We start from the raw sequence: 23,518 nt of genomic DNA, 5'->3' as shown, positions 1-23,518 counted from the left end.
AACTTCTCCTCTGCCTCTTTGACAGGATCAGTACGATCAGGGCGATCGTTTAGGCGATGGAACTTCTTTTTTTATATGCTTATTTTCTTTGAATTCACCGCGCCGATGTTCCATTTTCCAACGGTATAGCATCACTGGATGTATGCCTAAAGACTCAGCGACATCCTTCGACCTAACTTCAGGGTGATTCGCTAACTTAACGGCTTGAAGTTTAAAAGCTAACGTATAGCTATCATAGTTTCTCTTTTTTGTTTGTCCCACACTGAACCTTTTTAATGAACAGAAAAAACTGTCCATAAAAGTGGTTACAGATCAGCTGGTTTGGAGCGCAGCGGAAAACCAGTCCGACAACATGCGTTTGTTATGCAACTTGACTATCTTCACGTAGAGCATCTGATTTTGATTCAAGCCATTCACTCAAGTCATTTGTATAGCCAGGCCACTCATCTGTCGAAGCAACTAAATCAATTATTTTTGAAAGACCAGTTGCTCGCTCCCAGCCCAACCTATGTATTAGGTCATTTATATATTTATGATCTTCATCAACAACAACTATTTCCTTAGCAGCTTCAATGATCTCGTTTTTTTCTTCATCTTCTGTCTCATCAATAGCAATAATTAGAGAGTGAAGATATTTCTCAGGCTTGGTATCTACAGGCAGGGAAAATTGTTTAATTGCCGACAGTGCAGTTGCTCGTGCGGCAATAACATTATCATCGTGCCCAGTCAGGACTCTATTAATTGATGTTCTTTTTTCATCGTCAGATCGATACACATCACCATCTAACATGAAGAGAGAGTTTTCACACGGCTCACCACCCAGCAATAGCCCGCTAACAGCTGTGAAACAATTTATAGCGGCCCCATACCTGCTTGTAGTGACATATTTAGCAAGCCTAAGCCGAGAAGCAACTTTTTTTACTATAGTTGAAGCCAAGTCGTCTTCGACAAAGACCTCTATAGGACGAGGCTGGACGCCTGTTAATCTATTTATAGCGTCGGGTTTCGTTTCATTGAAACATAGGGTTTTCCCAGGCCGACAAACTATATGTCTAATGTTGATTTTATCTTCTAGCTCTAAAACACTTTCTCTGTGTGTTGTAAATATCACTTGTAAATTTTTATCCGCAGCTCTTTCAAGAGCAACCTCGATCAGTTTCTTCATTGCTTGGTCATGGAGAAGTAGATCAAGCTCATCAATGAGAATCAGTGAGTACTTTTTTGCTCTAAAGACTTTTTCGAGTATATAGAACACTTTTTGTTCGCCCGCACTCATACTCAATGCAGAGTAACGAAGCCCATCCACCTCAACACCGATAAACTTCTTGCCGGAAGCTTCATGAACATGATATTTGGCATATCTTCTATTCAGGACGATTGATGCTTTTTCTAGAATAGTATTTATAATTTCTTCATTTACAACTTGAGTAGAGTAGTTGATCTTTGCCTGCTTTTTCTCTGCCTCAATCATTGGTACACACTTGTCAATTCCAATATAGAATACATCTCTAAGAGGCCTGTTCGCGTATCTAGGTGTCCACCGAACCTCAGTCTTTTTATATTCTCTTGTGACGTTCGTATGTTCGTTTTGACCATCCCTATAACTGTGTACGATACTCAGCTCACTGCCATTCCATAGCGCATCTGTGTTTGGCAAAAAGAACGAACTAAACTTATAGTTCTCACCTTCTTGACTGGGTGAAAACGCGCATGCTAAAGCATGTAATATCGTGGATTTTCCATTTCCATTTGGCCCAAGAATCGCAGTTATTGGTGAAGAATCAAAAGAAATTTCTAGATCGATAAGATTCTTTAAATTTTGAACTTTCATCGAATGTATTACTTGCTGTGAGACTGCCATATCAAATCTTCTTATTTATCCTATACGACCTGTATTACTGCCACTTGCATAACGTCAAGGTCACTCGCTTTTAACGCGCCAGCGTTTAAAAATCGAGTGGATCTTCTTGTTGTACGTTCTTCGTAGTTTCTGACGTTATACTTCTAATAATAAAAGTACCACTATCAATGGCATGTCTAATCAACTCTGGAGGACATTCAGCGACACCATGTACATCACTCGCATTTCTTCGAAACGATCCCATAACGTAAGCAGCTTGATTAATAGAACCTCGATAGTTTTGCCATAGCTTATTAACTTCAGCGCTATCATCCGTCACCTGGCTGAATCTCTGGCGATATACATCCTCTAATACCGAGAAAGAACGAGATACCCTTTGCTGATATGAGTCATCATGAGGATTTCCAAGATTGTGAACTGCATAGAGGTGGTTTGTTACAGTATCAAGTGCACTGCATATGGCCGTCATTGCTCCTGAATAGTCACCTTCGCCAAACCTCCGATATGCATTCTTCAGCAGAACCTTCACCTCTTCAGAAAAATCGTGGACAGCGCCCTCCACTTGAAAGTCCAAAGGTCGAAGCTGTCCATCAACTACTTTCCATCCAAACCTTTCTGCACAATCAGATATACGGGATTCAAGATGGCTTTTCTGCTCAAGCATTGCGGCTATAAGGCTCTGTATTGCCTTCCCTGAATCAGGTTCTCTAGCAATTAATCCATCAAGTGCATCAAGGAGTTCTCCCTTTGAGGCTCCTTTTGCGGGCAACGATTTCTGCTGTAGATGCGCTAACTCTTCCACTGGCAATGCAGCCGCCGCTATTACATCCTTTGTTTCATTGAAGGTAAAACCATCTTTGACCGTTGGCCTCAATGCCCGCCACACTTTTTTGATATCTGTTTCCATACCTTGCCTTTACGTATACCTACTAAACGGATACTAAACGGACACCCACTCTAGCGGATACTAAACGGACACCCACTCTAGGGAAAACATTAGTAGCAGTTCCAAAACGATATAACTTCAATTCCAACGCCATAAATTCTACGAACTGAATAGTTCGTCATTGAGAATCAGCGGAATTGATGAAGGTTCGGGTACGGAGAAAGCCAGCATCCGCTGGCCTGGTCACAAGTAACAATTGTGTGAAGAGTTATCCAAGCAGTTTACGGCAGTCACCTAACCCTGAAGCTCTTTGGTGTACTACATGGACACCCACCCTAGCTACTAGCACTCTAGCTAATATCTCAGTAGCAGTTCCAAAACATACTAAACGGACACCCACTCTAGGGAAAACATCAGTAGCAGTTCCAAAACGATATAACTTCAATTCCAACGTCATAAATTCTACGAACTGAATAGTTCGTTATTGAGAATCAGCGAGGTTAATGATCTTCAGGGCACGAAGAAAGCCAGCATTCGCTGGTCTGGTCACAAATGAAAATTATGTGAAGAGTTATCCAAGCAGCCTACGGCAGTCACCTAACCCTGAAGCTCTTTGGTAGTTCATCGCATCACAGGCACTGCGGAGTCGTTGTTCATTTCCTGCGAACGTCTTAAAGCACTGTTCAAACTCAGATGCCATTGTCAGCCACTGCGAATCATCCACTCCAAGCCTCGTGAGAATATCCTCAGCGTTCTGTGAAATCGCTCCACGCTTATCGTCTCTGAGAACCCGCCCGGTCCAGTCAACCAATTCCAGATAATCCGTCAGACGCATCTGAATCCCCTTCGGCAAATTCTGGCGAGGATTTCCTACAAAAGGATGCAGCTCTTTCACCTGTTGGTTTGGATGATTTGCCTGCGTCGCTCTCTTAGCCTTTTCTGCCCGTTTCTTTATGGACGTATGATCCGACTGCTCAGGCGTGTCTGCCATTTGAGCGCGCACTGGATTCAGATCAACATAGGCCATGCAAGCCGCCAGAGCGGCATCATCCAACAAAGCTTGAGACTTAAAACGACCTTCCCAGAATCGGCCTGAACACTGGTCTTCCTGATTCGCTTCACGGGCAATCGCTTCGTTCAGAATCCGCATAAACCAGCTGATATCGCATAAGCGTGAGCGCCACTCTTCTATGATCATCTGCAAACGAGCCCGCTGCGCCGAATCGAGAGTATCGCCTCTGAGAAATTTCTGAGAAAAGAGATTACCCTTGAACAGAGAATGCCAACGCTCAACCACCTCGATATCCGTCCATTCAGCAGCCTGCTTTTTGTCGATATACAGAACGACATGGTAGTGGTTACTCATAATCGCATAGGCTGCGATATTGATAGCAAACGTCTGTGGAAGAGCCAGTAACTTTTCTTCGAGCCAGCCACGACGGTGTTCGTAGCTCTGCCCTGTCGTTGTATCTGTACCGCACAGGAAGGCCCGCCGGACACAACGGGAAATACAATGATAGTAAGGGGTGGCGTCCAGGGAGATCTGTTGATTTCGAGGCTTAGGCATGGCGTTGATCCTTCAACGAATGAACCGCCAGCCTAGCATAGGTCAATTATCGAACAATCAGGCGAAGGTACTAAGGTGGGTGTCCTATTAGGTAATCATCCTATTAGGTAGGTGTCCTATTAAGTACCCCCATTTTCAACAAGCCCTTTATTTTTCAGTAATGGCGCCATTCGGAATGGACTCTAATTTGGCATCCATATCTGGAATAGCTTCGACCCGTATCCCCGCGGCGGTGGGGGGGAGAGTCTCGATAGCTTCAGCTTGAGTCACTGTATCAATACGCTCAACGCTTGAGACAACAGAGCCCACCAGACTTGGTATAAACGCTCCAAATACTGTAAAACCTAAGCTGTAAGCCCAAAAACCTGCACGTCCCCGAAACAAACCTTCACTTTTAGACCTTTGCAATTCGGTCTCTAAGGTCGCTAAGTGTCTTTCTTTAACTTTTAAGTACCCTTCACACTCATACATCCGCATCACCGCTTCTGCATAAGCTGCTATACCTGGACACCTATCTTGCAGCGAATACTCTTCAAAGCTGCCACTAGCCTTAGACTCCGAGTCCATCAACTTTGCATCATGGTATTGTAATTGCGCACGATCTCGAAGCTTCTTAGATTTGGTACGAAACTCACCAGATTCTAAAGTGTTAATCGCCGTAGCAGAATAGCCTTTGAAAAACTCGCTACAACTGTCGGACATTGAAGTGAAGAGCAGTTTAAGAACATCTAATGCTGCTCGCTGCAGGTGCGCATCCATTCTCCTGAGCTGAGCCTCGTTTTCGGCTGCTTCAGAAGTTAAAGACCTCATAAAGTGATCCATAGCCATGCGATATTCATTCCAGACTTGAATAGGCACTTCAGGCGCCTCTCGAGACTCGAACCAACTCATAAAATATCTGGCTATGTAGTAAACCTCTACGATTTGCTTATAGGGGTCTTGTGCTTGAAGAGCAACCAACCTAGCTTTTTCTAGCAATTGATCTACTGAAATATCACCGTAACTCAGCGTGTCAGTATTAGAGGCATCCTTTACCACAAACTTTCCTTGGAGTTAGAACTGTAGACTCGACGCGTACGTATCTCTATGCGTCGAACTCTAGAGCCTCAGGCTTTCTTCCTGAAGCGAGCACTTAAAGTCTTAAGACCGGCTTTATATAAAAGCTTGCTCATAATGGTAGGTTCGAGAGTGGCTTTATACTTCGCACTTTCAAGGTTTATGTGTCCCTGTGCTGGAACACGAGCGTCCGTACGACCTCTAACCAGCTTTATATCACCAGCACTGTAATCTTTAAGGTCTGTATTCCAGAACACATCTGTAGTTAAGTTATCCATACTTTCGGCCTCTATTGCCGTTATTAAGTTTGATAGCAATCAATCTTATGCCCTAAACAGGGCGGCGAATTATAAAGGAAGATTAGACTACTTTAAACACTTTATTGTTATACACATCCTGTTGGTGTCCAACTGTCACCATTTAGTTCAAATATGTCAAGTAATGTATCTATCAGAGTTGCCACAAATCACATTTAGGGTAGAAGCGCACTCAGCTACGCCAGAAGCTCGGGCTGATAAGCACCAGCAGAGTGAAGATCTCAAGGCGTCCCAGCAGCATAGTGAGCGCCAGTATCCACTTGGCGGTGTCAGAGATATTCCCGTAATGTGCCGCGACTTCCCCCAGGCCCGGGCCCAGGTTATTGAGACAGGACCCAACGGCAGAGAACGCGGTGACCTGATCAAGACCTGTCGCCATCAGGGCCAGCATCATCACCATAAAGGTCACCACATAGAGGGCGAAGAAGCCCCATACCGATTCAAGAATCCGGTCAGAAACCGGCTGCTTGCCGAGCTTCACCGGAATAATCGCGTTCGGGTGAATCAGACGATGGATTTCGCGGATACCCTGTTTGAATACCAGCAGAATACGGATCACTTTCATGCCACCGCCAGTCGACCCGGAGCAACCACCAATAAAGGCCATCATAAACAGCAGTACCGGCAGGAAGACGGGCCACACCGAGAAATCTGCGGTGCCAAACCCGGCGGTTGTCGCAACAGAAACTAACTCAAACAGGCCGTGGCGGACTGAGCCGCCAAAGTCGTAGGTGTCCGTCAGCCAGAGCGCTGCGATGGTAAGAATTGCGCCCCCTGCCAGTATGAACAGAAAAAATTTCACCTCAGAATCGAGAAAGTAATGCCGCAACGATTTATGCCGCCAGGCATAGAAGTGAAGAGAGAAGTTAAGCGCAGCGACAAGCATAAATACGATGGCGATGGCTTCGATGAGAGCGCTGTCGAAGTACCCCATGGAAGCGTCATAGGTAGAGAAGCCACCAATGCCTACCGTCGAAAAGCTGTGCGCAATGGCATCGAAGGTCGACATGCCGGCCAGCCAGTAGGCCAGGGCACAGGTGACGGTCAGAAACAGATAGATGTACCAGAGCGCTTTTGCGGTTTCTGTGATTCGCGGTGTCAGTTTCGAGTCTTTCAGGGGGCCAGGCATTTCAGCCCGGAACAGCTGCATGCCCCCAATGCCGAGCATCGGCAGAATCGCGACGGCCAGTACGATAATCCCCATACCACCAAGCCACTGCAGCTGCTGTCGATACCAGAGAATGGATTTCGGCAGGTATTCCAGACCTGTCATCACCGTCGCCCCGGTGGTGGTCCAGCCTGAGAGCGATTCGAAAAAGGCGTCAGCAAAGCTCAGCCCGGGGTTGTCGGCGAGCATAAACGGCAGAGTGCCGGCCAGACCGAGGGTAAACCAGAACAGGGCAGCTACGATAAATCCGTCCCGTGTTTTCAGGTCCTGACGAACATCACGCACTGGCAACCAGGAAATAAACCCTATGCCGAAAATCAGCGACATCGCGATACTGAAGGCTTCGGTCGCACCGTCGTTGTACCACATAGACACCAGTATCGGTGGCAACATGGTCAGACTGAACAGCATTAGAAAGATGCCCAGTACCCGGGCAATCACAGTTAAGTGCATATCAGAAGAAGCCTAATCCTACCTGGAAGAGTCGTTCCACATCGGCAATGTGGCGCTTGTTCATCACGAACAGGATAACGTGGTCATTAGATTCAACGACGACGTCTGAGCGGGCCATAATCACTTCGTCGCCGCGCACGATCGCACCAATATTGGTGCCCGGTGGCAGGCGGATCTCACTGACTTCCCGCCCGACAACTTTTGACGAGTTACGATCGCCGTGGGCAATCGCTTCAATCGCTTCAGCGGCACCACGACGCAGGCTGTGAACATTCACAACGTCACCACGGCGAACGTGTGTGAGCAAGCTGCCGATGGTGGCCTGTTGAGGCGAGATCGCGACGTCGATCATGCCGCCCTGAACCAGATCGGCGTACGCCGCCTTGTTGATCAGCGTCATACATTTACGCGCCCCGTGACGCTTAGCGAGCAGCGACGACATGATATTGACCTCATCGTCGTTGGTCAGCGCACAGAACACGTCGGTGTTTTCAATATTCTCTTCTTCGAGCAGGGTTTTATCCGTTGCACTGCCATGCAGTACTACGGTTTTATTGAGGTTTTCGCTCAGGTAGCGGGCACGCTCTTCACCGTGCTCGATCAGTTTGATGCGATAGTCTTTTTCAAGCGCCCGCGCCAGCCGGTAACCAATGTTACCGCCCCCGGCGATGATGATGCGCTTGTACGAATCTTCGGCCCGGCGCAGTTCGCTCATGACCTTGGGAATATGCTCGGTCGCGGCGACAAAGAAGACCTCATCGTCGGCTTCAATCACGGTATCACCCGTCGGCTCAATCGCTTTGTTCCGTCGGAAGATCGCCGCTACGCGGGTATCAATGTCTGGCAGATGATCTTTCAGGGCCGAAATCGCATGACCTACAAGCAGGCCACCGTAGTAGGCTTTGACGGCGACCAGCTGCACTTTACCGTCCGCGAAATCGAGCACCTGCAGTGCCCCCGGATGTTCCAGCAGGCGACGGATATAGTTGGTCACCACTTGCTCTGGTGAAATAAGAACATCAATCGGAAAGGCATCCGCCTTAAAGAGTTCGGTCTGCTTCAGATAGGCACTGGAGCGGATACGGCTGATTTTGGTGGGCGTACGGAACAGTGTATAGGCCACCTGACAGGCCACCATGTTGGTCTCGTCCGAGTTGGTCACTGCCACCAGCATATCGGCGTCATCAGCACCGGCATCACGCAGCACGTGCGGGAAGGAGCCATGACCATAGACCGTCTTACAATCGATACGGTCAGCCAGCTCACGCAGACGCACAGTGTCGGTATCAATGATGGTGATGTCGTTCTTCTCGCTGGAGAGGTTTTCAGCCAGGGTGCCCCCGACCTGCCCTGCACCCAGGATAATGATCTTCATAGCAATTCAGACTCCGTTTGCCCTGCAGGCGCGGTTAAACCGCCGCCTTCTGCAACAGGGCATAATAAAAACCGTCATGGCTGTTGTTCTGAGGATACAGCTGACGACCGGCATTACAGGCCACTCCCCACTCAGTGTCCAGAGAAACCTCACTGGCTTCGGGATGCATATCAACAAAACGTTCAATCTGAAGGGTATTTTCCTGCGGCAATACCGAACAGGTCGCGTACAGCAGACGCCCGCCAGGCTTGAGCATGCTCCAGGCCTGTTCAAGAATCTGTTGCTGCACTGCGGCCAGAGCGTCGATGTCTTCGCGACGCCGCAGCATACGGATATCAGGATGACGACGGATCACGCCCGTGGCCGAACAGGGCACGTCGAGCAGGATGGCATCGAATTTTTCTTCGCCCCACCAGTCGCCCGCCACACTGACATCAGCACAGACAACATCGGCAACTAACCCCAGCCGTTGCAGGTTTTCATTAACGCGCTGCAGGCGGTTATCGTCGGCATCGGCAGCCAGCAGGCGGATGTCTGCGCACTCCAGCAGGTGGCAGGTCTTACCACCGGGCGCAGCACAGGCGTCGAGCACCCGCTCGTTGTCCTGCGGATTAAGTATCTGAGCGGCCAGCTGTGCCGCTTCATCCTGAACACTGAAGTACCCGTCAGCAAAGCCAGGCAGGCTGGTAACGTCGCAGCTCTCCTCAAGGTAGACAGCATCGGCGCTATAACGACCCGCGTGGGCGTCGATTCCGGCTTCAGCCAGCAGCACCAGGTAATCTTCACGCGACAGTTGCCGGCGATTGATGCGCAGACAGAGAGGTGCACGCTCGTTGTTTGCGTTGAGTATGCTCTGCCATTGTTCAGGCCATGCCTTACTGAGCATTTTCACAAGCCATTTCGGGTGGCTCGTCGCGGTCACCGGATTTTCATCCAGTGGCGGCAGAAGGGCTTCATACTCGCGGCCGTAGCGGCGCAGGCAGGCATTAATGACGGCTTTTGCGTAGCCTTTGCCCATTTCATCACACACATCGACGGTGGCGTGCACCGCTGCGTGGGGTGCTTTGCCCTGAATCAGCAACTGGTAGAGACCAATAATCAGCAGCGCGTGCAGGTCCTGGTCTTCTTCCTGAAACGGATTTTTGAGCAGCATTTTGGCGATGGCGTTCAGGCGGTAATACCAGCGGCAGGAACCAAGCGCCATATCCCGGAAAAAGGACCTGTCGTCCGGATCAACCCGTGACTCCAGCGCGGGAATCACCTGGTTTAACGATTGCCCTGCGGTGACTGAATACAGGGCAATTGCCGCGGCATGACGTGGACTAAGTTCAGTCGTCTGCGCGCGGCCATAAGGTGATTCCATGATCAGATCTCAGTTGCTAGCACGTAAAAAGGCTGGAACAGCTTAGGTTGCCCGTTAATGATATCGGCGACGGCCATCGGCTTTTTACCGGCAAGCTGAATGCGCGTCAGGCGCAGCACACCTTCGCCACAGGCGACCTCTATGCCGTCAGTGTCGACGTGCGCGATCGTGCCCGGTGCCAGCTGTGTCGCCTTTACCACAGGCTCGGCCAGATGAACTCGGATGCGCTCGTCACCAAGGAGAGTGTAGGCCATAGGAAACGGATTAAATGCCCGGATACGTCGCGCCAGCACATCAGCGTCTTGCGTCCAGTCGATCAGTGCTTCTTCTTTCGTCAGTTTGTGCGCGTAGCAGGCTGCGGCATCGTTCTGAGCCTCAGGCGTCAGACTTCCACTTTCGACGTCAGCCAAAGTGCTCAGCAGTGCGGCAGGCCCCATAGAGGCCAGACGGTCATGCAGTGATCCACCAGTATCATCCAGTGAAATGCCGGTAGTGACTTTGCTGAGCATATCGCCGGTGTCCAGACCGATATCCATCTGCATGATGGTAATGCCGGTGACCATATCGCCCGCTTCAATGCAGCGCTGAATCGGCGCGGCGCCGCGCCAGCGTGGCAGCAGCGACGCATGAACGTTCAGGCAACCGTGTTTTGGTGCTTCGAGCACGCTGCTGGGCAGAATCAGACCGTACGCCACCACGACCATCACATCGGCGTTCAGAGCGCGCAGCTGTTCAACATCCGCAGGGTCTTTGAAGTTCAGTGGCTGATAGACAGGAATATCGTGATCCAGTGCGACCTGTTTTACCGGGCTGGGCTGCAGCTTTTTGCCACGCCCGGCCGGACGGTCTGGCTGACTGTACACAGCAACGATCTCATGATCACTGTCGACCAGCGCCTGCAGATGCACCGCAGCAAAGTCCGGCGTACCGGCAAAAATAATTCGCAGAGACATAGATCAGCGCTTCCCCTGACGGGCTTCGAGCTTATGTTTCTTATCCAGTTTCTCTTTGATGCGCTTACGCTTCAGCGGCGAAATGTAATCAACCATCAGTTTGCCATCGAGATGATCCACTTCGTGTTGGATGCAGACAGCAAGCAGGCCACGACATTCGAGTTCAAACGCCTCGCCGTTGCGGTCGGTCGCTTTCACCAGGCAGTGTTCAATGCGGGTCACGTCTTCATAAAAACCCGGCACAGAGAGACAACCTTCCTGCATGGTCTCCATTTCACCGTCAAGAACGGTGATTTCCGGATTGATGAACACCAGTGGCTCGCTTTTGTCTTCCGAGACATCGATGGTAATGATACGTTCATGAATGTCGACCTGAGTCGCCGCCAGACCAATGCCGGGGGCGTCGTACATGGTTTCAAACATGTCATCGATCATTGTGCGGACGCGGTCATCAACCGTCTTCACAGGTTGTGCTACGGTTCTCAGACGTGGGTCGGGAAATTCCAGAATATCTAGTATGGCCATGTTAAGTGCTGTGCTTATAGAACTTTGTGGCGGTGACTTGCTAAGATGGCTGCGTGGCAGCGAATATCAACGTCACCCTAATATGCCAATAATAAAGGGAATAAAGGATGAGCAAAACCATCAAACGTCTTATTGTCACGGGTTTGATGTGCCTGTCAGCCGGTGCAACCGCACTGGAGCTGAAAGCTGACGCCCCTGAGCGTTATCTGGTTAAGAAGGGTGACACCCTTTGGGAGATCGCTGAACGATTCACAGGCAACGCCTGGGAATGGCCGGAAATCTGGTACCAGAACGACCAGATCCGCAACCCACACCTTATTTTTCCTGGTGATGAAATCGGCCTGATTATGGTCGACGGCGAGAAGAAGCTGACGGTCATGAACCGTGGCGACGCCAGCCGCACCGTTAAACTGCGCCCGGGCGATGTCAAAATGGCACCCACCGCCCGCGTAGAGCCGATTGAAGCAGCGATTGCTGCCATTCCAATGGATGCTATTCAGGGCTTCCTGCGCAACCACCGTATCGTCACCGGCGATGAACTTGAGAAAGCTCCATACGTTATCAGCGGCTATGACAGCCGTGTTCTCATGGGTGCCGGCACCAAAGTTTACGCGCGTGGTGATCTTGATCAGGACGTCGCGGCCGCATACGGCATCTTCCGCAAGGGCCAGATTTACAAAGACCCGCAGAGCGGTGAAATTCTTGGTCTCGAAGCGACCGATATCGGTGTTGCTAAAGTCGTCGCTACTGAAAACGACGTAATGACCCTGATGCTGGAGAAGACGAACCAGCAGGTGTCTATCGGTGACCGTCTGCTCGAAACCGAAGACCGCAGCCTGATGTCCCGCTTTATTCCGAAGGCACCTGGACAGAAGATTGCTGGACAGATTCTGGCCGTTACCAATGGCGTGTCTCATGTTGGCCAATTCGATGTGGTCGCACTGAACCGCGGTACCCGTGACGGTATGGAGCCAGGTCATGTGATGCTGATTAAGAAAGCGGGCGCTGTTGTGTACGACCGCGTAGAGAAAGAAAAAGTACGTCTGCCGTCTGAAGAGGCAGGCAGCATGATGGTATTCCGCGTATTCGACAAAATGTCGTACGCCCTGATCATGCGGGCAAAACGTCCGCTGAAAGTGGGCGACTACTTCGAATCGCCGGAGATCTGATACAACCGGGGACATTATGCTCAAGGATGAGCTGTTACTTGCCTGGTGGCGATTGCGCCGCCTGCGCGGCATCGGCACCGTTGCCGCCAATGAGATCCGCAGCCAGCTGCTGAATCCGGAAGATCTCATTCATTCCACCACCGATGACCTCATCCGCCTGGGCTGCAGCGAATCGCAGGCTCAGCAGTTTACGACCGATTCTTCGTTGTCTCAGGGGTTTGAGCAACTGCAGGCATGGCAGTCGGAAGCCGACCAGGGCGTTCTGCTTGCTGGCTGTTATCCCTACCCTGAATCACTCGCAAGTCTGCGCGACGCTCCGACGTTTCTCTGGTACCGGGGAGACATCGCCGCCCTGAATCACCCCATGGTCGCTATCGTTGGCAGCCGGGGGGCCAGTCGCGAAGCCCTGCAGTGGACACATGAGTGTGCATCGACACTGGCGGCAGCAGGCATCACGGTTGTGAGCGGTCTGGCGTTAGGCATTGATGCCGCCGCGCACGAAGGCGCGCTCGGATCTGGCCGGACGATCGCGGTGATGGGTACAGGACCAGACATCACCTACCCTGCGCGCCATCGTCGTCTTGCCGATGACATACGCAGGCAGGGCCTGCTACTGACGGAATTCGAACCCGGCACCGCACCTCAGTCACGACATTTTCCGTCTCGCAACCGCATCATCAGCGGGCTTTGTCAGGCGACCATTGTGGCTGAGGCGGGTCTGCGCAGTGGCAGCATGATTACCGCCCGCGCGGCAGCAGAACAGGGCCGGGATGTGTTCGCCGTTCCCGGCAGTCTGGCAAATCCACTGAGTCATGGACCGCACCAGCTGATCCGTGAAGGCGCCTTACTGATCCGGGATGGAAACGACGTACTCGACGAGCTGAATCATTTCCGCCTGACAGCACCCATCGCTGCAGCAGTGCCCACGCCATCAGAGACTACGGCTCCGGCACTGCTCGGTATGATCGACTTCGCCCCGACACCGGTTGATGTGATCGCCATACGTTCGGCACGGCAGATTCATGAGCTGTTGCCGGAGCTGCTCCAGCTCGAGCTTGAGGGCTGGCTCACTCAGTCACCCGGAGGCTATTGCCGCCAGCGCTGAGACTGGCCGTCTGCAGCGGCTGAACTACACTCTCCATCAGTTATGGAGGTTTTGTATGTCTGACGCCGCTGCTATTTCCACCCGCCCTGTCGCCGGAAGCTATCTGACATTTCATCTGACACACGCAAAGTATGCTCTGCCCGTTGCAGGCATCCAGTACATCACGACGCTCGACTCGATAGAGCCTCATGAAGTACCGAAGGGCGATACCACGCAGGTACGGGTATTTACGTTTCAGGGCAACCAGATTTCGCTCTACAACTTCAGTCGCCTGATAGGTTCTGCATCACAGCGCGAAGAATGCGAAAAACTCATTGGCCTGCTGAAGCAACGTCGCCAGGACCACATCGACTGGATGGAAGCCCTGGAACACAGCCTTCGTACCGGCGACGAATTTTCTAAAGCCACTGACCCACACCGTTGTGCTTTTGGTCAGTGGTACGACGCCTACCGGGCGACGGATGAAGAGTTGCGCAAAATCATGACGCAGTTTGATGCCCCCCATAAACGCATTCACGCCCTCGCCGAGACACTTCTCACTCAGGCGGCTGATCAAGCGACCCGTGAGCTTGCGCTGAAGCGCCTGGAAGAAGAGCGCCATTCAACCCTGAAGCATCTGCTGAACCTGTTTGCACTCGCGACGTCACGACTTGAAGACCTGTTGCGTCCGGTGGTGGTGATTCTGCGCTCCGACCAGCACACCTATGCGATTGAACTCGACAGCATTGATCAGATCATGGAGTTTACGGACAAGCACTGGTTGCCCGGCCGCGAGAGGGATCTGCAGCATCCAAGCTACGACGGTTTTCTGCAGAAAAGCGAAGGCGAGCTGTTTATCCGTCTTGATCCGACAAGCCTGGTGAAGCAGAAGCGTCGGGCAGCCAGATACTGAACCTCGCTCCCTGGTCGTTTCTGACCTTCACCCAACCCTTGTGGCGACTCATGATGGTGTGGACAGTCGACAGGCCCAGGCCCGTTCCTTTACCAACGGGCTTGGTCGTAAAGAAGGGATCAAAAATCCGGGACAGTATATCTTCTGGTACCCCTGGCCCAGAGTCATGGATGACCAGCTCCCAACCGCCATTCAGCGCCTGTAGTTTTATTCTGAGCTGACCCCGACTCTCCATCGCATGCAATGCGTTCTGCACCAGATTAATGATCACCTGCCCGATCATACCGGCGTTTCCGTGCACCATTGCCGGACATTGAAGTTCTTCACACAGCTCAATCTCGTTGCCGAGCTGGTGCCGGAGGATACCCAGGCTGTCACGGAAGCACTCCGCCAGATCAAACGCGTTGTCTTCCATGGCGTCTTTATGGGCGAAGTTTTTGAGGTTTTTAACGATATCACAGACCCGCAAGAGCCCCTTGCGGGAGTCCGATACCAGCGCGAACACATCCTCCATCATAAATTCGAGATCAATGGCTTCACTGCGTACCCGGATGCTGTTCTGCAACTGCTGACGGAATGCCTCATCACCAAGATCGAGTGTTCTGGCAAATTCATCGTGCATACGGATAAGCTCGGTCATGCCCGAAATATACTCGTCCAGTGGTTCAAAATTACTGAGCACATACGAAACAGGGTTGTTGATTTCGTGCGCGATGCCCGCCGCCAGTTGCCCCAAAGAAGATAGTTTTTCAGCGTGAAACAGTTGCTCCTGAGTTGAGTAAAGCTGCTCCAGTGTCTGCTGCAGACGTTCATACTGAGATTTTAAGCTGGCTTCACTTTGCTGACGCTCTGCATGCGCGCGCAGCTGATCAGCTGTTTTTTCCAGCAGGTTGACCGTTGCAACATCCAGGGCGGCAAGCTCATCCGGCGTCAGCAGCATCAACAGGTATCCCCGGATATCCTGATAGCAGCGAAACGGCAGAAGAACGCTGCCGGTGACAGAGATACGGAGAAGATCAGATGCCTGTCTGTGCATCGGTGCATCAGGGTCCAGCTGGACCCTGACCGGCTGCTCCGCCAGATCGAGAGTCTCAAACTGTGACTCCAGAACGTGGGTCCATGCCACGTTCTGCAAGTCGGCCGGATAAACTTCAGCCAGTGTCTTACCAGCGCTGATAAACAGTCCACGAGCCCCAACCAGTTCGCAGAGAAGACCGGAAATTTCCCGAAGGTGGCGGGTTTCAAGGACCGCTTCACGCCCACTGCGCGCCAGCCAGGTCAGCAACGCCATCTCCGACTCACGACGTCTGAGCCGTGCCTTCACTCTGGCAAATTCATGTCCCTCAGCCTCAAGGAGTTCACGCAGAAATGAATCTGACCAATCAGCCAATGATTGCAGCCGGTGAATCGACAAGGTATTCAGCTGAGCCGCTATCTCACTTTTGACCTCGTCGCTGGCAAATATGATCAGGCGCATCTGCTGATTCTGCAGCCGCTGACGCAGGAACCGGATCGTGTCCAATGCCGCGCTGTAATTCTCTGAATTGATGACTGCAACCAGTAACGGATGATCTGGATTCCGCTTCAGCCATTTCTGCCCTGCTTTGTCTGGCGATATGGATACTGGTGGAACCGGCACAAAACCGAGCTGAGACGATGGCATATCACCCAAAATCCCCCATTCAGCGCTGGCCATGTTAATCCGTGACATAAACTCCCCTGACAAAAAAACTGACTACACTCAGAGTAGACAATATGTCCCGAAGGGAATAACCAAAGATCACAAAAGACAGTGAACCACAGTCGGAGGAACAACCATGCTGGTAAGACTCACCTACATGAGCCGGGCGACCCGCGATATGAGCCTGCAGGATATCCAGGACATTCTGCAGGTCGCACGGGAGAATAATCAGGGCATCAACATCTGCGGCATGCTGTGCTACGACCAACGTTACTTCCTGCAGACTCTCGAAGGCGAGCGGGATCAGGTAAATGAGCTGTTTCTGGAGATTGCTGAAGATCCCCGACACGACGATGTGGTCATCGTCGGTTATGAGTACATCCCTGCAACAACCTTCGGCTCCTGGGACATGGGGTTCGCACCCGCCTCTGACCAGTTTTACCAACTGCTGAATAAACTGGGTCAGAATACCTTTAATCCTGCAGACATGACGCCTGAGCAGGCAGTGTCATTTCTCACTGGATTGGCAGCCTTATAAATCTCCGCCATGGCGCACCAGTCCGATCAGGGACCGCGCCATAGCAAACCCGATACGCAGGGGCATAAACAGGATATCTTCACACCATTGCAGCCATTCAGGCAGTTCGGCGTCTCGTGGCCAGACCCACCATGCGCCTGAGGCACACACAATGATCAACACAATGACCTCTGCCCTTAAGCCAGTCAGCACCAGATCGTAAATGCCGTAACCCACACCACCCACCAGCGTGAGCGAGAGCGCGACACGCAGCCAGATCCAGACCTCATCCTTCATGTCATATCTCCATAGTGGCCTGTCAGAACCCGGGACCATCTTGCCGCCATCAGCCCCTTGAGGTAGGGTTCCGGCTTTATTTTTTCAGGCACCAGGGGAACCAGCTGTGAACCAGTGGCATCTCAGTCAGGCAGTACGCACTGTACGCGACGGAGGCGTGCTCGCCTACCCGACAGAAGCAGTATGGGGATTGGGTTGTGATCCGGCAAACCGGGACGCAGTACACCGGATACTGGATATCAAACAGCGCCCGGAACACAAAGGTATGATACTGATCGGCGCCTCGCTGGCGCAGTTTGAAGGCTGGATCATGCCTCTCTCTGATAAGGATCTTGAGCAGGTGCAGGCGACGTGGCCGGGTCCGGTGACCTGGGTGCTGCCTTGCTATCCGCACGTTCCGGTCTGGCTTCGTGGCCAGCACGAGAGCATCGCTGTGCGCATCACCGATCACCCTCTGGTGCGCGCGCTCTGCGAACTCACCGGCCCTCTGGTATCGACCTCCGCCAACCCTGCCGGGAAAGAGCCTGCCCGCTCTGTCCTGCGGGTACGCCAGTATTTCCCGCACGGGGTCGATCATATACTGCCCGGCACGCTGGGTGGCCGCAGCCAGCCATCCACCATAAGAACACTGACCGGCCAGCAACTGCGCTGACCAACGAACGGAGCCCCAGATGTCCTCTGCTATTAATATTGAGGCAGTAAAAGCCTATCTGCTCGACCTTCAGGATCGCATCTGCCATGCCCTGGAGCAGGCGGATGGAAAAGCCACCTTTGTTGAAGATGCCTGGGAACGTGGCGAAGACAATAACCCTCTGGCTCTGACCGGGGGTGGCCGTACCCGCGTAATCACCGGCGGTACCATTGAAAAGGGCGGCGTGAATTTCTCTCACGTGCGTGGCGCTGCTTTGCCAGCCTCTGCCACGGCCAACCGCCCGGAACTGGCTGGTCGCAGCTTTCAGGCTATGGGCGTTTCTCTGGTGATTCATCCTGAGAATCCATACATCCCCACCTCTCATGCCAACGTCCGCTTTTTTGTCGCGGAGAAAGAAGGCGAAGCGCCAGTCTGGTGGTTTGGTGGTGGCTTCGACCTGACGCCTTTCTATCCGTTTGAAGAAGACGTCGTGCACTGGCATCAGGTATCTAAAGATCTGTGCGCGCCTTTTGGTGACGAGGTGTACCCGAAGTACAAGAAATGGTGCGATGAGTACTTTTTCCTGAAGCACCGTAACGAAACCCGTGGGGTCGGAGGTCTGTTCTTTGACGATCTGAATACATGGGACGGAGAACTGAACTTCGAACGCAGCTTCGCATTTATGCAGGCCGTAGGTAATGGCTACATTGACGCCGTCGTTCCTGTCATCGAGCGTCGTAAGTCTACCCCCTGGGGCGAACGTGAGCGTAAATTTCAGTGTTACCGCCGAGGCCGTTACGTTGAATTCAATCTGGTCTTCGACCGGGGCACTATCTTCGGACTGCAGACCGGCGGACGTACTGAATCCATTCTGATGTCGATGCCACCGGTAGCGCACTGGGACTACGACTGGAACCCGGAGCCCGGTAGCCCGGAAGCGCTGCTGTATACCGATTTTCTGCCCCATCGTGACTGGGTGTAAGGAGATTTTATGACCGACCTTTACGCAGTAGTCGGAAATCCGATCGGACACAGCAAATCGCCTGTGATCCATAACAGCTTCGCCGAACAGACCGGTGAAGACCTGTTTTACAAAGCCATTCTGGCGCCGCTTGATGGTTTTGATACAGAAGTGAAACGCTTTATGGCGCACGGAGGGCAAGGGCTCAACGTCACTGTTCCTTTCAAAGAAAACGCCTACCGGCTTGCAGATGAACTGACGCCGCGCGCACGCCGGGCACGTGCTGTAAACACGCTGAAGCGTCTGGAGAACGGTCGCCTGCTCGCCGACAACACCGATGGCGCCGGTCTGGTACGCGACCTGACCGTCAACAACGGCGTCGCGATCAAAGGTAAGCGCGTGCTCTTACTGGGAGCTGGCGGCGCAGTGCGTGGCGTTCTTCAGCCTCTGCTTGAGCAACAGCCAGCGGAAATCGTGATCGCCAACCGGACCATCAGCAAAGCCCAAGACCTTGCCAGCGACTTCAGTGATCTGGGCCAGCTTTCTGGTCAGGGTTTCGCAGACCTCGAAGGCGTCTTCGACATCATCATCAACGGTACCTCCGCCAGCCTCGCCGGCGAGCTGCCTCCCCTGCCGGAAGGACTGCTGAACGCTAAGACGGTCTGTTACGACATGATGTACAGCACTCAGACGACGGTGTTTAACGCCTGGGCGACCCGTCAGGGTGCGCTGAAAACCATTGATGGGCTGGGTATGCTGGTAGAACAGGCCGCTGAAGCTTTTACGCTGTGGCGTGGCGTCCGGCCGGATACCACGCGGGTGATGCTGGAACTGCGCGGGGAGCGTCGTCGCTGAGCCCTGCCATCAGAGCCAGTCGATCAGTTCGGTTTCGGCTGGCACGCCCTGAATCGCAGCCCCCTGCTTCAGGCCCTGCTGATCGAAGCGTTGCAGGGCCGGCGGGCCAAACACCTGCCAGTCGGCCAGCACCGACGTCTGATCGTCACTGCCTTCGGTAATATCAAAACGGATAACATCGTAGCCCGAGAGCGCAGTCACCACTGCAGGCTGCGCCAACAGGCGATCCACATCCCGGCAACTGGTGCACCAGTCGGCATACACATCGACCAAGACTTTACGCCCTTGCGCCGCAGACGCGGCAATGGCTTTTTCAAGGGTGGCGCGACTGTCGACAACGACATGATCTGCGCCCGCATGGGCGCTCACCACCGCTGGGCCGGCACTTATCGCCAGCGGACGCAGCAGGCTGTCATTCCCCATGCCTGCGCCGAGCCACCAGCCCGCACCGGTTAAGAGCGACAGTATTCCAATAATTCTCGCCAGCCGGGCCTTGTTGTCCGCACTACTTTCCAGGGCTCCCAGATACACACCACAGCCAATCGCCAGCGCACCGCTGAGCAGGAGAATGATCTGTCCCGGCAGAATACGATCAAGCAGACTGATCGCAACGGCCAGCAGGCCCACACCAAACGCGCCCTTAATCAGTAACATCCAGGTGCCCGCTTTGGGCAGCAGTTTGCCACCACTGAGTCCGATCAACAGCAGCGGACCACCCATACCAAGCCCCATCGCAAAGAGTGCTGATCCGCCGGTCAGTACATCTCCGGTACTGGACAGATAGACCAGGGCTCCCGCCAGCGGCGCACTGACACACGGAGAGACCACCAGCGCTGCGAAAAAGCCCATGACGAATGTGCTGAGCAGTGCACCACCCTTCTGGCGGGACTGCATGTCATTGAGACGATTGCGGATAGCGGCCGGTAATTGCAGCTCGAACAGTCCGAACATCGGCAACGACAGAAAAATAAACAACAGCGTAGCACCAATGATGACGGCTGGCGTCTGCGTTAATGCGCCAATGTTGAGTTGCGCACCAAAGGCCGCGACGAGAATCCCGATCATGGCGTAGGACGAGGCCATACCCACCACATACGAGAGTGCGAGCGTAAAACCACGCCGCGCAGAGATAGCACCCGACTGCCCCACGATAATAGAGGAAAGAATCGGAATCATAGGGAACACACAAGGCGTCAGAGACAGGCCAATCCCTAACCCAAGAAAACTCAGAACTACCCAGAACAGGCTCTCACCGCCCAGTTCACTTTCAGCTGCAGGTGCTGAAGCAGAAGCCGGTGCTGCTTCGGTGACAGCGAGAGCCGCACTCAGCGTCAGTTTCTGCGGCGGATAGCAGAGCCCCGCTTCCGCACACCCCTGGTAGCTCAGCACCCGGTCGCCTTCAGCGGTCACAGTGACATCGACATCCACGACATTATGGTAAATCAGAACTTCACCGAAATTCGGGTCATTCTTCAGTTCGGCGGTCTGACGGAAGCTGACCTGATCTCCTTCGAGTGGCTTCTTCAGCTTTATCCGTGACTGATACAGATAGTAGTGATCGGCGATATCAAAACGCACGTGCCAGCCACTGCCAGTGCGTTCTACCACGGGCTGGAATGCCTCTTCGGCGCGCAGGAATTCTTCCTCCTCACCCGATGCTGCAAACACTCCCGGAGACCAGAGTCCGGACAACAGCAGAAGCGAGACAAACAAACTTCGGATCAATGTCATGACAATAACACCATTGGATAATTGGTAGGCAGAGACTAGCAGCCTTTACTTAAGTGAGCCTTAAGACTCCGTTAAGACTGACGGGTTACTTTATTGAGTGTGACGCTGTCCCCACTAATAGAGGTTTGTTCATGCGCCAACTGCTGATTCTTATGGCCGGATTTGTCCTATCCGGTTTTACTCATGCCGAGCTCAACCTTGAACCGCTGAAAGGCAAGGTCGTCTATCTCGACTTCTGGGCCTCCTGGTGTGGCCCCTGTCGCTCATCGTTTCCCTGGATGAACAGCATGCAGAACAAATACGAAAAAGACGGCCTGGTAGTCGTCGCCGTGAATCTCGATCAGGAACCTGAGCTTGCCGAAGAATTTATCGCAGAAATGGGGCCGGAATTCCGCATCGAATATGACTCCGAAGGCGAGCTGGCCGGTAAATTCGGCGTATCCGCCATGCCCACCAGCTACCTGATCGGACGGGATGGCGAAATACGCGTCAGGCACCTCGGCTTCCACGATAAAAAACGCGCTGCTTATGAGCAGGAAATTCAGACACTTCTGGGAGAGGAATGATGAAAACTCTGATTCCACTGATGGTCGCTGCCCTGCTATTCAGCGGCTGCGCCAACGTCAAACCCTGGCAGAGAGACCTGCTGGCGAAAGAACACATGGCACTCGACAGTGATCCCCTGCGTAGTGCCTTTAATGACCATATTTATTTCAGTAAAGAAGCCTCCAGCGGTGGTCGGGGCTTTGGCGGAGGTGGCTGCGGATGCAATTAAATAAGAGAAAGCCGGTGGCCGTCAGTCTGGCACTGGCCACCTCAGCCCTGCTGAACCAGACTGCTGCGGCCGCAGAAGACTGGCAGGTCGATACCGGGCTGTTAATCTACAGCGAATCAGACAGCCGCGTATCAGCGACTGAGCCTGTCATTAGCGTCACCCGCAATTTCGCCGATGAAAGCAGCGTCAGTGCGCGCCTCACGCTCGATAGTCTGTCGGGTGCTTCTCCAAACGGTGCGGCGGTCGCGGCGATTCCGCAGACATTTACCTCAGCCTCTGGTATCGCTCGCTTACAGAAGGCCGAAGATGATGATGACGATGATGAAATCGAAGAATATGGAGACCGTGCCTATTACGTGACCCAGGCTGGTGACACACCGTACGACGAGAACTTCGAGGACAACCGCACGACCTTGTCTCTCTCCTGGCTGCGCCCACTGGACAACGGTTTTAAACTGAACCTCGGTGGCGCTTATTCGACCGAAGGCGACTTTACTTCATACAGCATTAATACTGCGTTATCTAAAGACCTGGCGCAGAACAATACAACGCTCTCCCTTGGGGTCAATCTGGAGTTTGATGAAGTGGCACCGGATTCCGGCATCCCACAGCCTCTGACCTCCATTATCGCTGCCGACACGGCCAGCAACACCGATACCAAACAGGTCACCGACCTTGTGTTTGGGATCACACAGGTCATGACCAGGCGCTGGGTCACGCAACTCAATCTGTCTCTCAGCCAGTCGTCGGGCCACCATGATGACCCCTATAAGTTCCTCACGGTTGCTGATCAGGGCAACCTGATTGAAGACCCGAACGACAATGGCCTGGATGGCGTCACGACTTACCTCTATCTGTACGAGCATCGCCCGGAAGACCGACAGAAGATCAGTCTGTACCTTCAGAACAAGGTTGCGGTATTCAGTAATGACGCTGTTGATATCAGTTACCGTTACATGACGGATGACTGGGGGATTGATTCCAATACATTCGATCTGACTTATCATCTTGATGTCGCTGGGCAGTTCTATCTTGAACCGCACTTCCGTTACTACGAACAGACGGCTGCCGACTTCTACACCCCCTTTCTGGAACTCGGCACTGATGTCAGCATGTCGGGTACAGAGATCAATGCTCTGGTGGATTACGCATCGGCAGATCCTCGCCTGGGGGCCTTCTCAGCAACAACGTACGGTATGAAAGTGGGCGTCCCTTTGTTCCGTAGCCATGAACTGAGCCTGAGTTACGAAGCCTACCAACAGCAGGATAAAAACAGCTACCGGGAAACCGCCGCAGGAAGCGATCTTGATGGCCAGGATCAGTTTGCGGAACTGTCAGCAAACTGGATTCAGGTCGGGTATTCTTTCCGTTGGTAACCTG

Annotated in this window: 24 protein-coding genes; 10 read left to right on the top strand and 14 right to left on the bottom strand. The window is 52.8% G+C overall.

The features are described from left to right. Positions 1–36: 36 nt before the first annotated feature. The 11 genes from Q1L85_RS01140 to def all read right to left on the bottom strand — a co-directional run bounded on the left by Q1L85_RS01140 (position 37) and on the right by def (position 11,524). Entirely contained in the window at positions 37–297 is a 261-nt protein-coding gene (locus Q1L85_RS01140) for a transposase (protein WP_300432043.1), read from the bottom strand. 64 nt (positions 298–361) lie between these two features. Continuing rightward, positions 362–1,861 carry an AAA family ATPase gene (locus Q1L85_RS01135; protein WP_300432041.1) on the bottom strand — a complete coding sequence of 500 codons (1,500 nt, stop codon included), beginning with the start codon at positions 1,859–1,861 and terminating at the stop codon, positions 362–364. Positions 1,862–1,946: 85 nt separating this feature from the next. Then, the gene (locus Q1L85_RS01130; protein WP_300432039.1) at positions 1,947–2,768 is read right to left on the bottom strand and encodes a hypothetical protein; all 822 of its coding nucleotides are present in this window, start codon (positions 2,766–2,768) and stop codon (positions 1,947–1,949) included. Positions 2,769–3,318: 550 nt separating this feature from the next. Beyond that, complete coding sequence (locus Q1L85_RS01125) at positions 3,319–4,314, bottom strand: transposase (RefSeq protein WP_300432037.1); 996 nt, start codon at positions 4,312–4,314, stop codon at positions 3,319–3,321. 147 nt (positions 4,315–4,461) lie between these two features. Beyond that, positions 4,462–5,352 (bottom strand): hypothetical protein, encoded by an 891-nt coding sequence (locus Q1L85_RS01120; protein WP_300427540.1) that lies wholly within the window; start codon positions 5,350–5,352, stop codon positions 4,462–4,464. Between the two features lie 68 nt (positions 5,353–5,420). Next, entirely contained in the window at positions 5,421–5,648 is a 228-nt protein-coding gene (locus Q1L85_RS01115; protein ID WP_300427541.1) for a hypothetical protein, read from the bottom strand. Between the two features lie 211 nt (positions 5,649–5,859). Beyond that, positions 5,860–7,308 carry a TrkH family potassium uptake protein gene (locus Q1L85_RS01110; RefSeq protein ID WP_300427543.1) on the bottom strand — a complete coding sequence of 483 codons (1,449 nt, stop codon included), beginning with the start codon at positions 7,306–7,308 and terminating at the stop codon, positions 5,860–5,862. 1 nt (position 7,309) lies between these two features. After that, positions 7,310–8,683, bottom strand: coding sequence for a Trk system potassium transporter TrkA (gene trkA, locus Q1L85_RS01105; protein ID WP_300427545.1), 1,374 nt, complete (start codon positions 8,681–8,683; stop codon positions 7,310–7,312). 34 nt (positions 8,684–8,717) lie between these two features. Next, complete coding sequence (rsmB, locus tag Q1L85_RS01100; RefSeq protein ID WP_300427547.1) at positions 8,718–10,046, bottom strand: 16S rRNA (cytosine(967)-C(5))-methyltransferase RsmB; 1,329 nt, start codon at positions 10,044–10,046, stop codon at positions 8,718–8,720. Between the two features lie 2 nt (positions 10,047–10,048). Continuing rightward, positions 10,049–10,999 carry a methionyl-tRNA formyltransferase gene (gene fmt / locus Q1L85_RS01095; RefSeq protein ID WP_300427548.1) on the bottom strand — a complete coding sequence of 317 codons (951 nt, stop codon included), beginning with the start codon at positions 10,997–10,999 and terminating at the stop codon, positions 10,049–10,051. A gap of 3 nt (positions 11,000–11,002) precedes the next feature. After that, the gene (gene def, locus Q1L85_RS01090) at positions 11,003–11,524 is read right to left on the bottom strand and encodes a peptide deformylase (protein ID WP_300427549.1); all 522 of its coding nucleotides are present in this window, start codon (positions 11,522–11,524) and stop codon (positions 11,003–11,005) included. Positions 11,525–11,631: 107 nt separating this feature from the next. On the opposite strand from def, the gene Q1L85_RS01085 reads away from it, so the two are divergent. From Q1L85_RS01085 to Q1L85_RS01075, 3 genes are read left to right on the top strand one after another with little or no spacing between them, the layout of a single operon-like run. Continuing rightward, positions 11,632–12,693: a LysM peptidoglycan-binding domain-containing protein gene (locus tag Q1L85_RS01085; protein WP_300427550.1), complete on the top strand. Its 1,062-nt coding sequence runs from the start codon at positions 11,632–11,634 to the stop codon at positions 12,691–12,693. A gap of 16 nt (positions 12,694–12,709) precedes the next feature. Next, a complete protein-coding gene (gene dprA, locus Q1L85_RS01080) occupies positions 12,710–13,798 on the top strand; it encodes a DNA-processing protein DprA (RefSeq protein WP_300427551.1) in 1,089 nt (362 codons plus the stop codon). Between the two features lie 55 nt (positions 13,799–13,853). Then, the gene (locus Q1L85_RS01075) at positions 13,854–14,690 is read left to right on the top strand and encodes a CZB domain-containing protein (RefSeq protein ID WP_300427552.1); all 837 of its coding nucleotides are present in this window, start codon (positions 13,854–13,856) and stop codon (positions 14,688–14,690) included. Here Q1L85_RS01075 and Q1L85_RS01070 read toward each other — a convergent pair. After that, positions 14,632–16,401, bottom strand: coding sequence for a sensor histidine kinase (locus tag Q1L85_RS01070; protein ID WP_300432031.1), 1,770 nt, complete (start codon positions 16,399–16,401; stop codon positions 14,632–14,634). The genes Q1L85_RS01075 and Q1L85_RS01070 overlap by 59 nt on opposite strands. A gap of 106 nt (positions 16,402–16,507) precedes the next feature. Between Q1L85_RS01070 and Q1L85_RS01065 the strand changes: the two genes are divergently transcribed. Continuing rightward, a complete protein-coding gene (locus Q1L85_RS01065) occupies positions 16,508–16,909 on the top strand; it encodes a BLUF domain-containing protein (protein ID WP_300427557.1) in 402 nt (133 codons plus the stop codon). On the opposite strand, the gene Q1L85_RS01060 is transcribed toward Q1L85_RS01065, so the two are convergent. Then, positions 16,904–17,185, bottom strand: coding sequence for a hypothetical protein (locus tag Q1L85_RS01060; protein ID WP_300427559.1), 282 nt, complete (start codon positions 17,183–17,185; stop codon positions 16,904–16,906). The genes Q1L85_RS01065 and Q1L85_RS01060 overlap by 6 nt on opposite strands. 106 nt (positions 17,186–17,291) lie before the next feature. Here Q1L85_RS01060 and Q1L85_RS01055 point away from each other — a divergent pair, with 106 nt between their 5' ends. Genes Q1L85_RS01055 through aroE form a run of 3 tightly spaced genes read left to right on the top strand, consistent with a single transcriptional unit; the run spans position 17,292 to position 19,632 of the window. Continuing rightward, positions 17,292–17,837, top strand: coding sequence for an L-threonylcarbamoyladenylate synthase (locus tag Q1L85_RS01055; RefSeq protein WP_300427561.1), 546 nt, complete (start codon positions 17,292–17,294; stop codon positions 17,835–17,837). A gap of 19 nt (positions 17,838–17,856) precedes the next feature. Then, on the top strand, positions 17,857–18,798 hold the full coding sequence (hemF, locus tag Q1L85_RS01050) for an oxygen-dependent coproporphyrinogen oxidase (RefSeq protein WP_300427563.1): 942 nt from the start codon (positions 17,857–17,859) through the stop codon (positions 18,796–18,798). A 9-nt stretch (positions 18,799–18,807) separates the two neighbouring features. Next, positions 18,808–19,632: a shikimate dehydrogenase gene (gene aroE, locus Q1L85_RS01045; RefSeq protein WP_300427565.1), complete on the top strand. Its 825-nt coding sequence runs from the start codon at positions 18,808–18,810 to the stop codon at positions 19,630–19,632. A 9-nt stretch (positions 19,633–19,641) separates the two neighbouring features. On the opposite strand, the gene dsbD is transcribed toward aroE, so the two are convergent. Then, positions 19,642–21,363: a protein-disulfide reductase DsbD gene (gene dsbD / locus Q1L85_RS01040; RefSeq protein WP_300432028.1), complete on the bottom strand. Its 1,722-nt coding sequence runs from the start codon at positions 21,361–21,363 to the stop codon at positions 19,642–19,644. 131 nt (positions 21,364–21,494) lie between these two features. On the opposite strand from dsbD, the gene Q1L85_RS01035 reads away from it, so the two are divergent. The 3 genes from Q1L85_RS01035 to Q1L85_RS01025 are packed head-to-tail and all read left to right on the top strand — an operon-like array spanning position 21,495 to position 23,514. Continuing rightward, positions 21,495–21,929 carry a TlpA disulfide reductase family protein gene (locus Q1L85_RS01035; protein WP_300428286.1) on the top strand — a complete coding sequence of 145 codons (435 nt, stop codon included), beginning with the start codon at positions 21,495–21,497 and terminating at the stop codon, positions 21,927–21,929. Beyond that, positions 21,926–22,138: a DUF4266 domain-containing protein gene (locus Q1L85_RS01030; protein ID WP_300428285.1), complete on the top strand. Its 213-nt coding sequence runs from the start codon at positions 21,926–21,928 to the stop codon at positions 22,136–22,138. The genes Q1L85_RS01035 and Q1L85_RS01030 overlap by 4 nt, the downstream gene beginning before the upstream one ends. Continuing rightward, a complete protein-coding gene (locus Q1L85_RS01025; protein WP_300428284.1) occupies positions 22,129–23,514 on the top strand; it encodes a DUF3570 domain-containing protein in 1,386 nt (461 codons plus the stop codon). The genes Q1L85_RS01030 and Q1L85_RS01025 overlap by 10 nt, the downstream gene beginning before the upstream one ends. The last annotated feature ends 4 nt before the right edge of the window (positions 23,515–23,518 follow it).

Source organism: uncultured Thalassolituus sp., from assembly GCF_950066645.1.
GTDB lineage: Bacteria > Pseudomonadota > Gammaproteobacteria > Pseudomonadales > Oceanobacteraceae > Thalassolituus.
The sequence above is the reverse complement of the archived record's forward strand: the minus strand, read 5'-3'. Positions and strand labels throughout refer to the sequence as shown.

Coding starts and splice junctions, on each gene's coding strand:
- Q1L85_RS01140 (WP_300432043.1), bottom strand. CDS start 297: ATGGACAGTTTTTTCTGTTCATTAAAAAGGTTCAGTGTGGGACAAACA.
- Q1L85_RS01135 (WP_300432041.1), bottom strand. CDS start 1,861: ATGGCAGTCTCACAGCAAGTAATACATTCGATGAAAGTTCAAAATTTA.
- Q1L85_RS01130 (WP_300432039.1), bottom strand. CDS start 2,768: ATGGAAACAGATATCAAAAAAGTGTGGCGGGCATTGAGGCCAACGGTC.
- Q1L85_RS01125 (WP_300432037.1), bottom strand. CDS start 4,314: ATGCCTAAGCCTCGAAATCAACAGATCTCCCTGGACGCCACCCCTTAC.
- Q1L85_RS01115 (WP_300427541.1), bottom strand. CDS start 5,648: ATGGATAACTTAACTACAGATGTGTTCTGGAATACAGACCTTAAAGAT.
- Q1L85_RS01110 (WP_300427543.1), bottom strand. CDS start 7,308: ATGCACTTAACTGTGATTGCCCGGGTACTGGGCATCTTTCTAATGCTG.
- trkA (WP_300427545.1), bottom strand. CDS start 8,683: ATGAAGATCATTATCCTGGGTGCAGGGCAGGTCGGGGGCACCCTGGCT.
- rsmB (WP_300427547.1), bottom strand. CDS start 10,046: ATGGAATCACCTTATGGCCGCGCGCAGACGACTGAACTTAGTCCACGT.
- fmt (WP_300427548.1), bottom strand. CDS start 10,999: ATGTCTCTGCGAATTATTTTTGCCGGTACGCCGGACTTTGCTGCGGTG.
- def (WP_300427549.1), bottom strand. CDS start 11,524: ATGGCCATACTAGATATTCTGGAATTTCCCGACCCACGTCTGAGAACC.
- Q1L85_RS01085 (WP_300427550.1), top strand. CDS start 11,632: ATGAGCAAAACCATCAAACGTCTTATTGTCACGGGTTTGATGTGCCTG.
- dprA (WP_300427551.1), top strand. CDS start 12,710: ATGCTCAAGGATGAGCTGTTACTTGCCTGGTGGCGATTGCGCCGCCTG.
- Q1L85_RS01075 (WP_300427552.1), top strand. CDS start 13,854: ATGTCTGACGCCGCTGCTATTTCCACCCGCCCTGTCGCCGGAAGCTAT.
- Q1L85_RS01070 (WP_300432031.1), bottom strand. CDS start 16,401: ATGTCACGGATTAACATGGCCAGCGCTGAATGGGGGATTTTGGGTGAT.
- Q1L85_RS01065 (WP_300427557.1), top strand. CDS start 16,508: ATGCTGGTAAGACTCACCTACATGAGCCGGGCGACCCGCGATATGAGC.
- Q1L85_RS01060 (WP_300427559.1), bottom strand. CDS start 17,185: ATGAAGGATGAGGTCTGGATCTGGCTGCGTGTCGCGCTCTCGCTCACG.
- hemF (WP_300427563.1), top strand. CDS start 17,857: ATGTCCTCTGCTATTAATATTGAGGCAGTAAAAGCCTATCTGCTCGAC.
- aroE (WP_300427565.1), top strand. CDS start 18,808: ATGACCGACCTTTACGCAGTAGTCGGAAATCCGATCGGACACAGCAAA.
- dsbD (WP_300432028.1), bottom strand. CDS start 21,363: ATGACATTGATCCGAAGTTTGTTTGTCTCGCTTCTGCTGTTGTCCGGA.
- Q1L85_RS01035 (WP_300428286.1), top strand. CDS start 21,495: ATGCGCCAACTGCTGATTCTTATGGCCGGATTTGTCCTATCCGGTTTT.
- Q1L85_RS01030 (WP_300428285.1), top strand. CDS start 21,926: ATGATGAAAACTCTGATTCCACTGATGGTCGCTGCCCTGCTATTCAGC.
- Q1L85_RS01025 (WP_300428284.1), top strand. CDS start 22,129: ATGCAATTAAATAAGAGAAAGCCGGTGGCCGTCAGTCTGGCACTGGCC.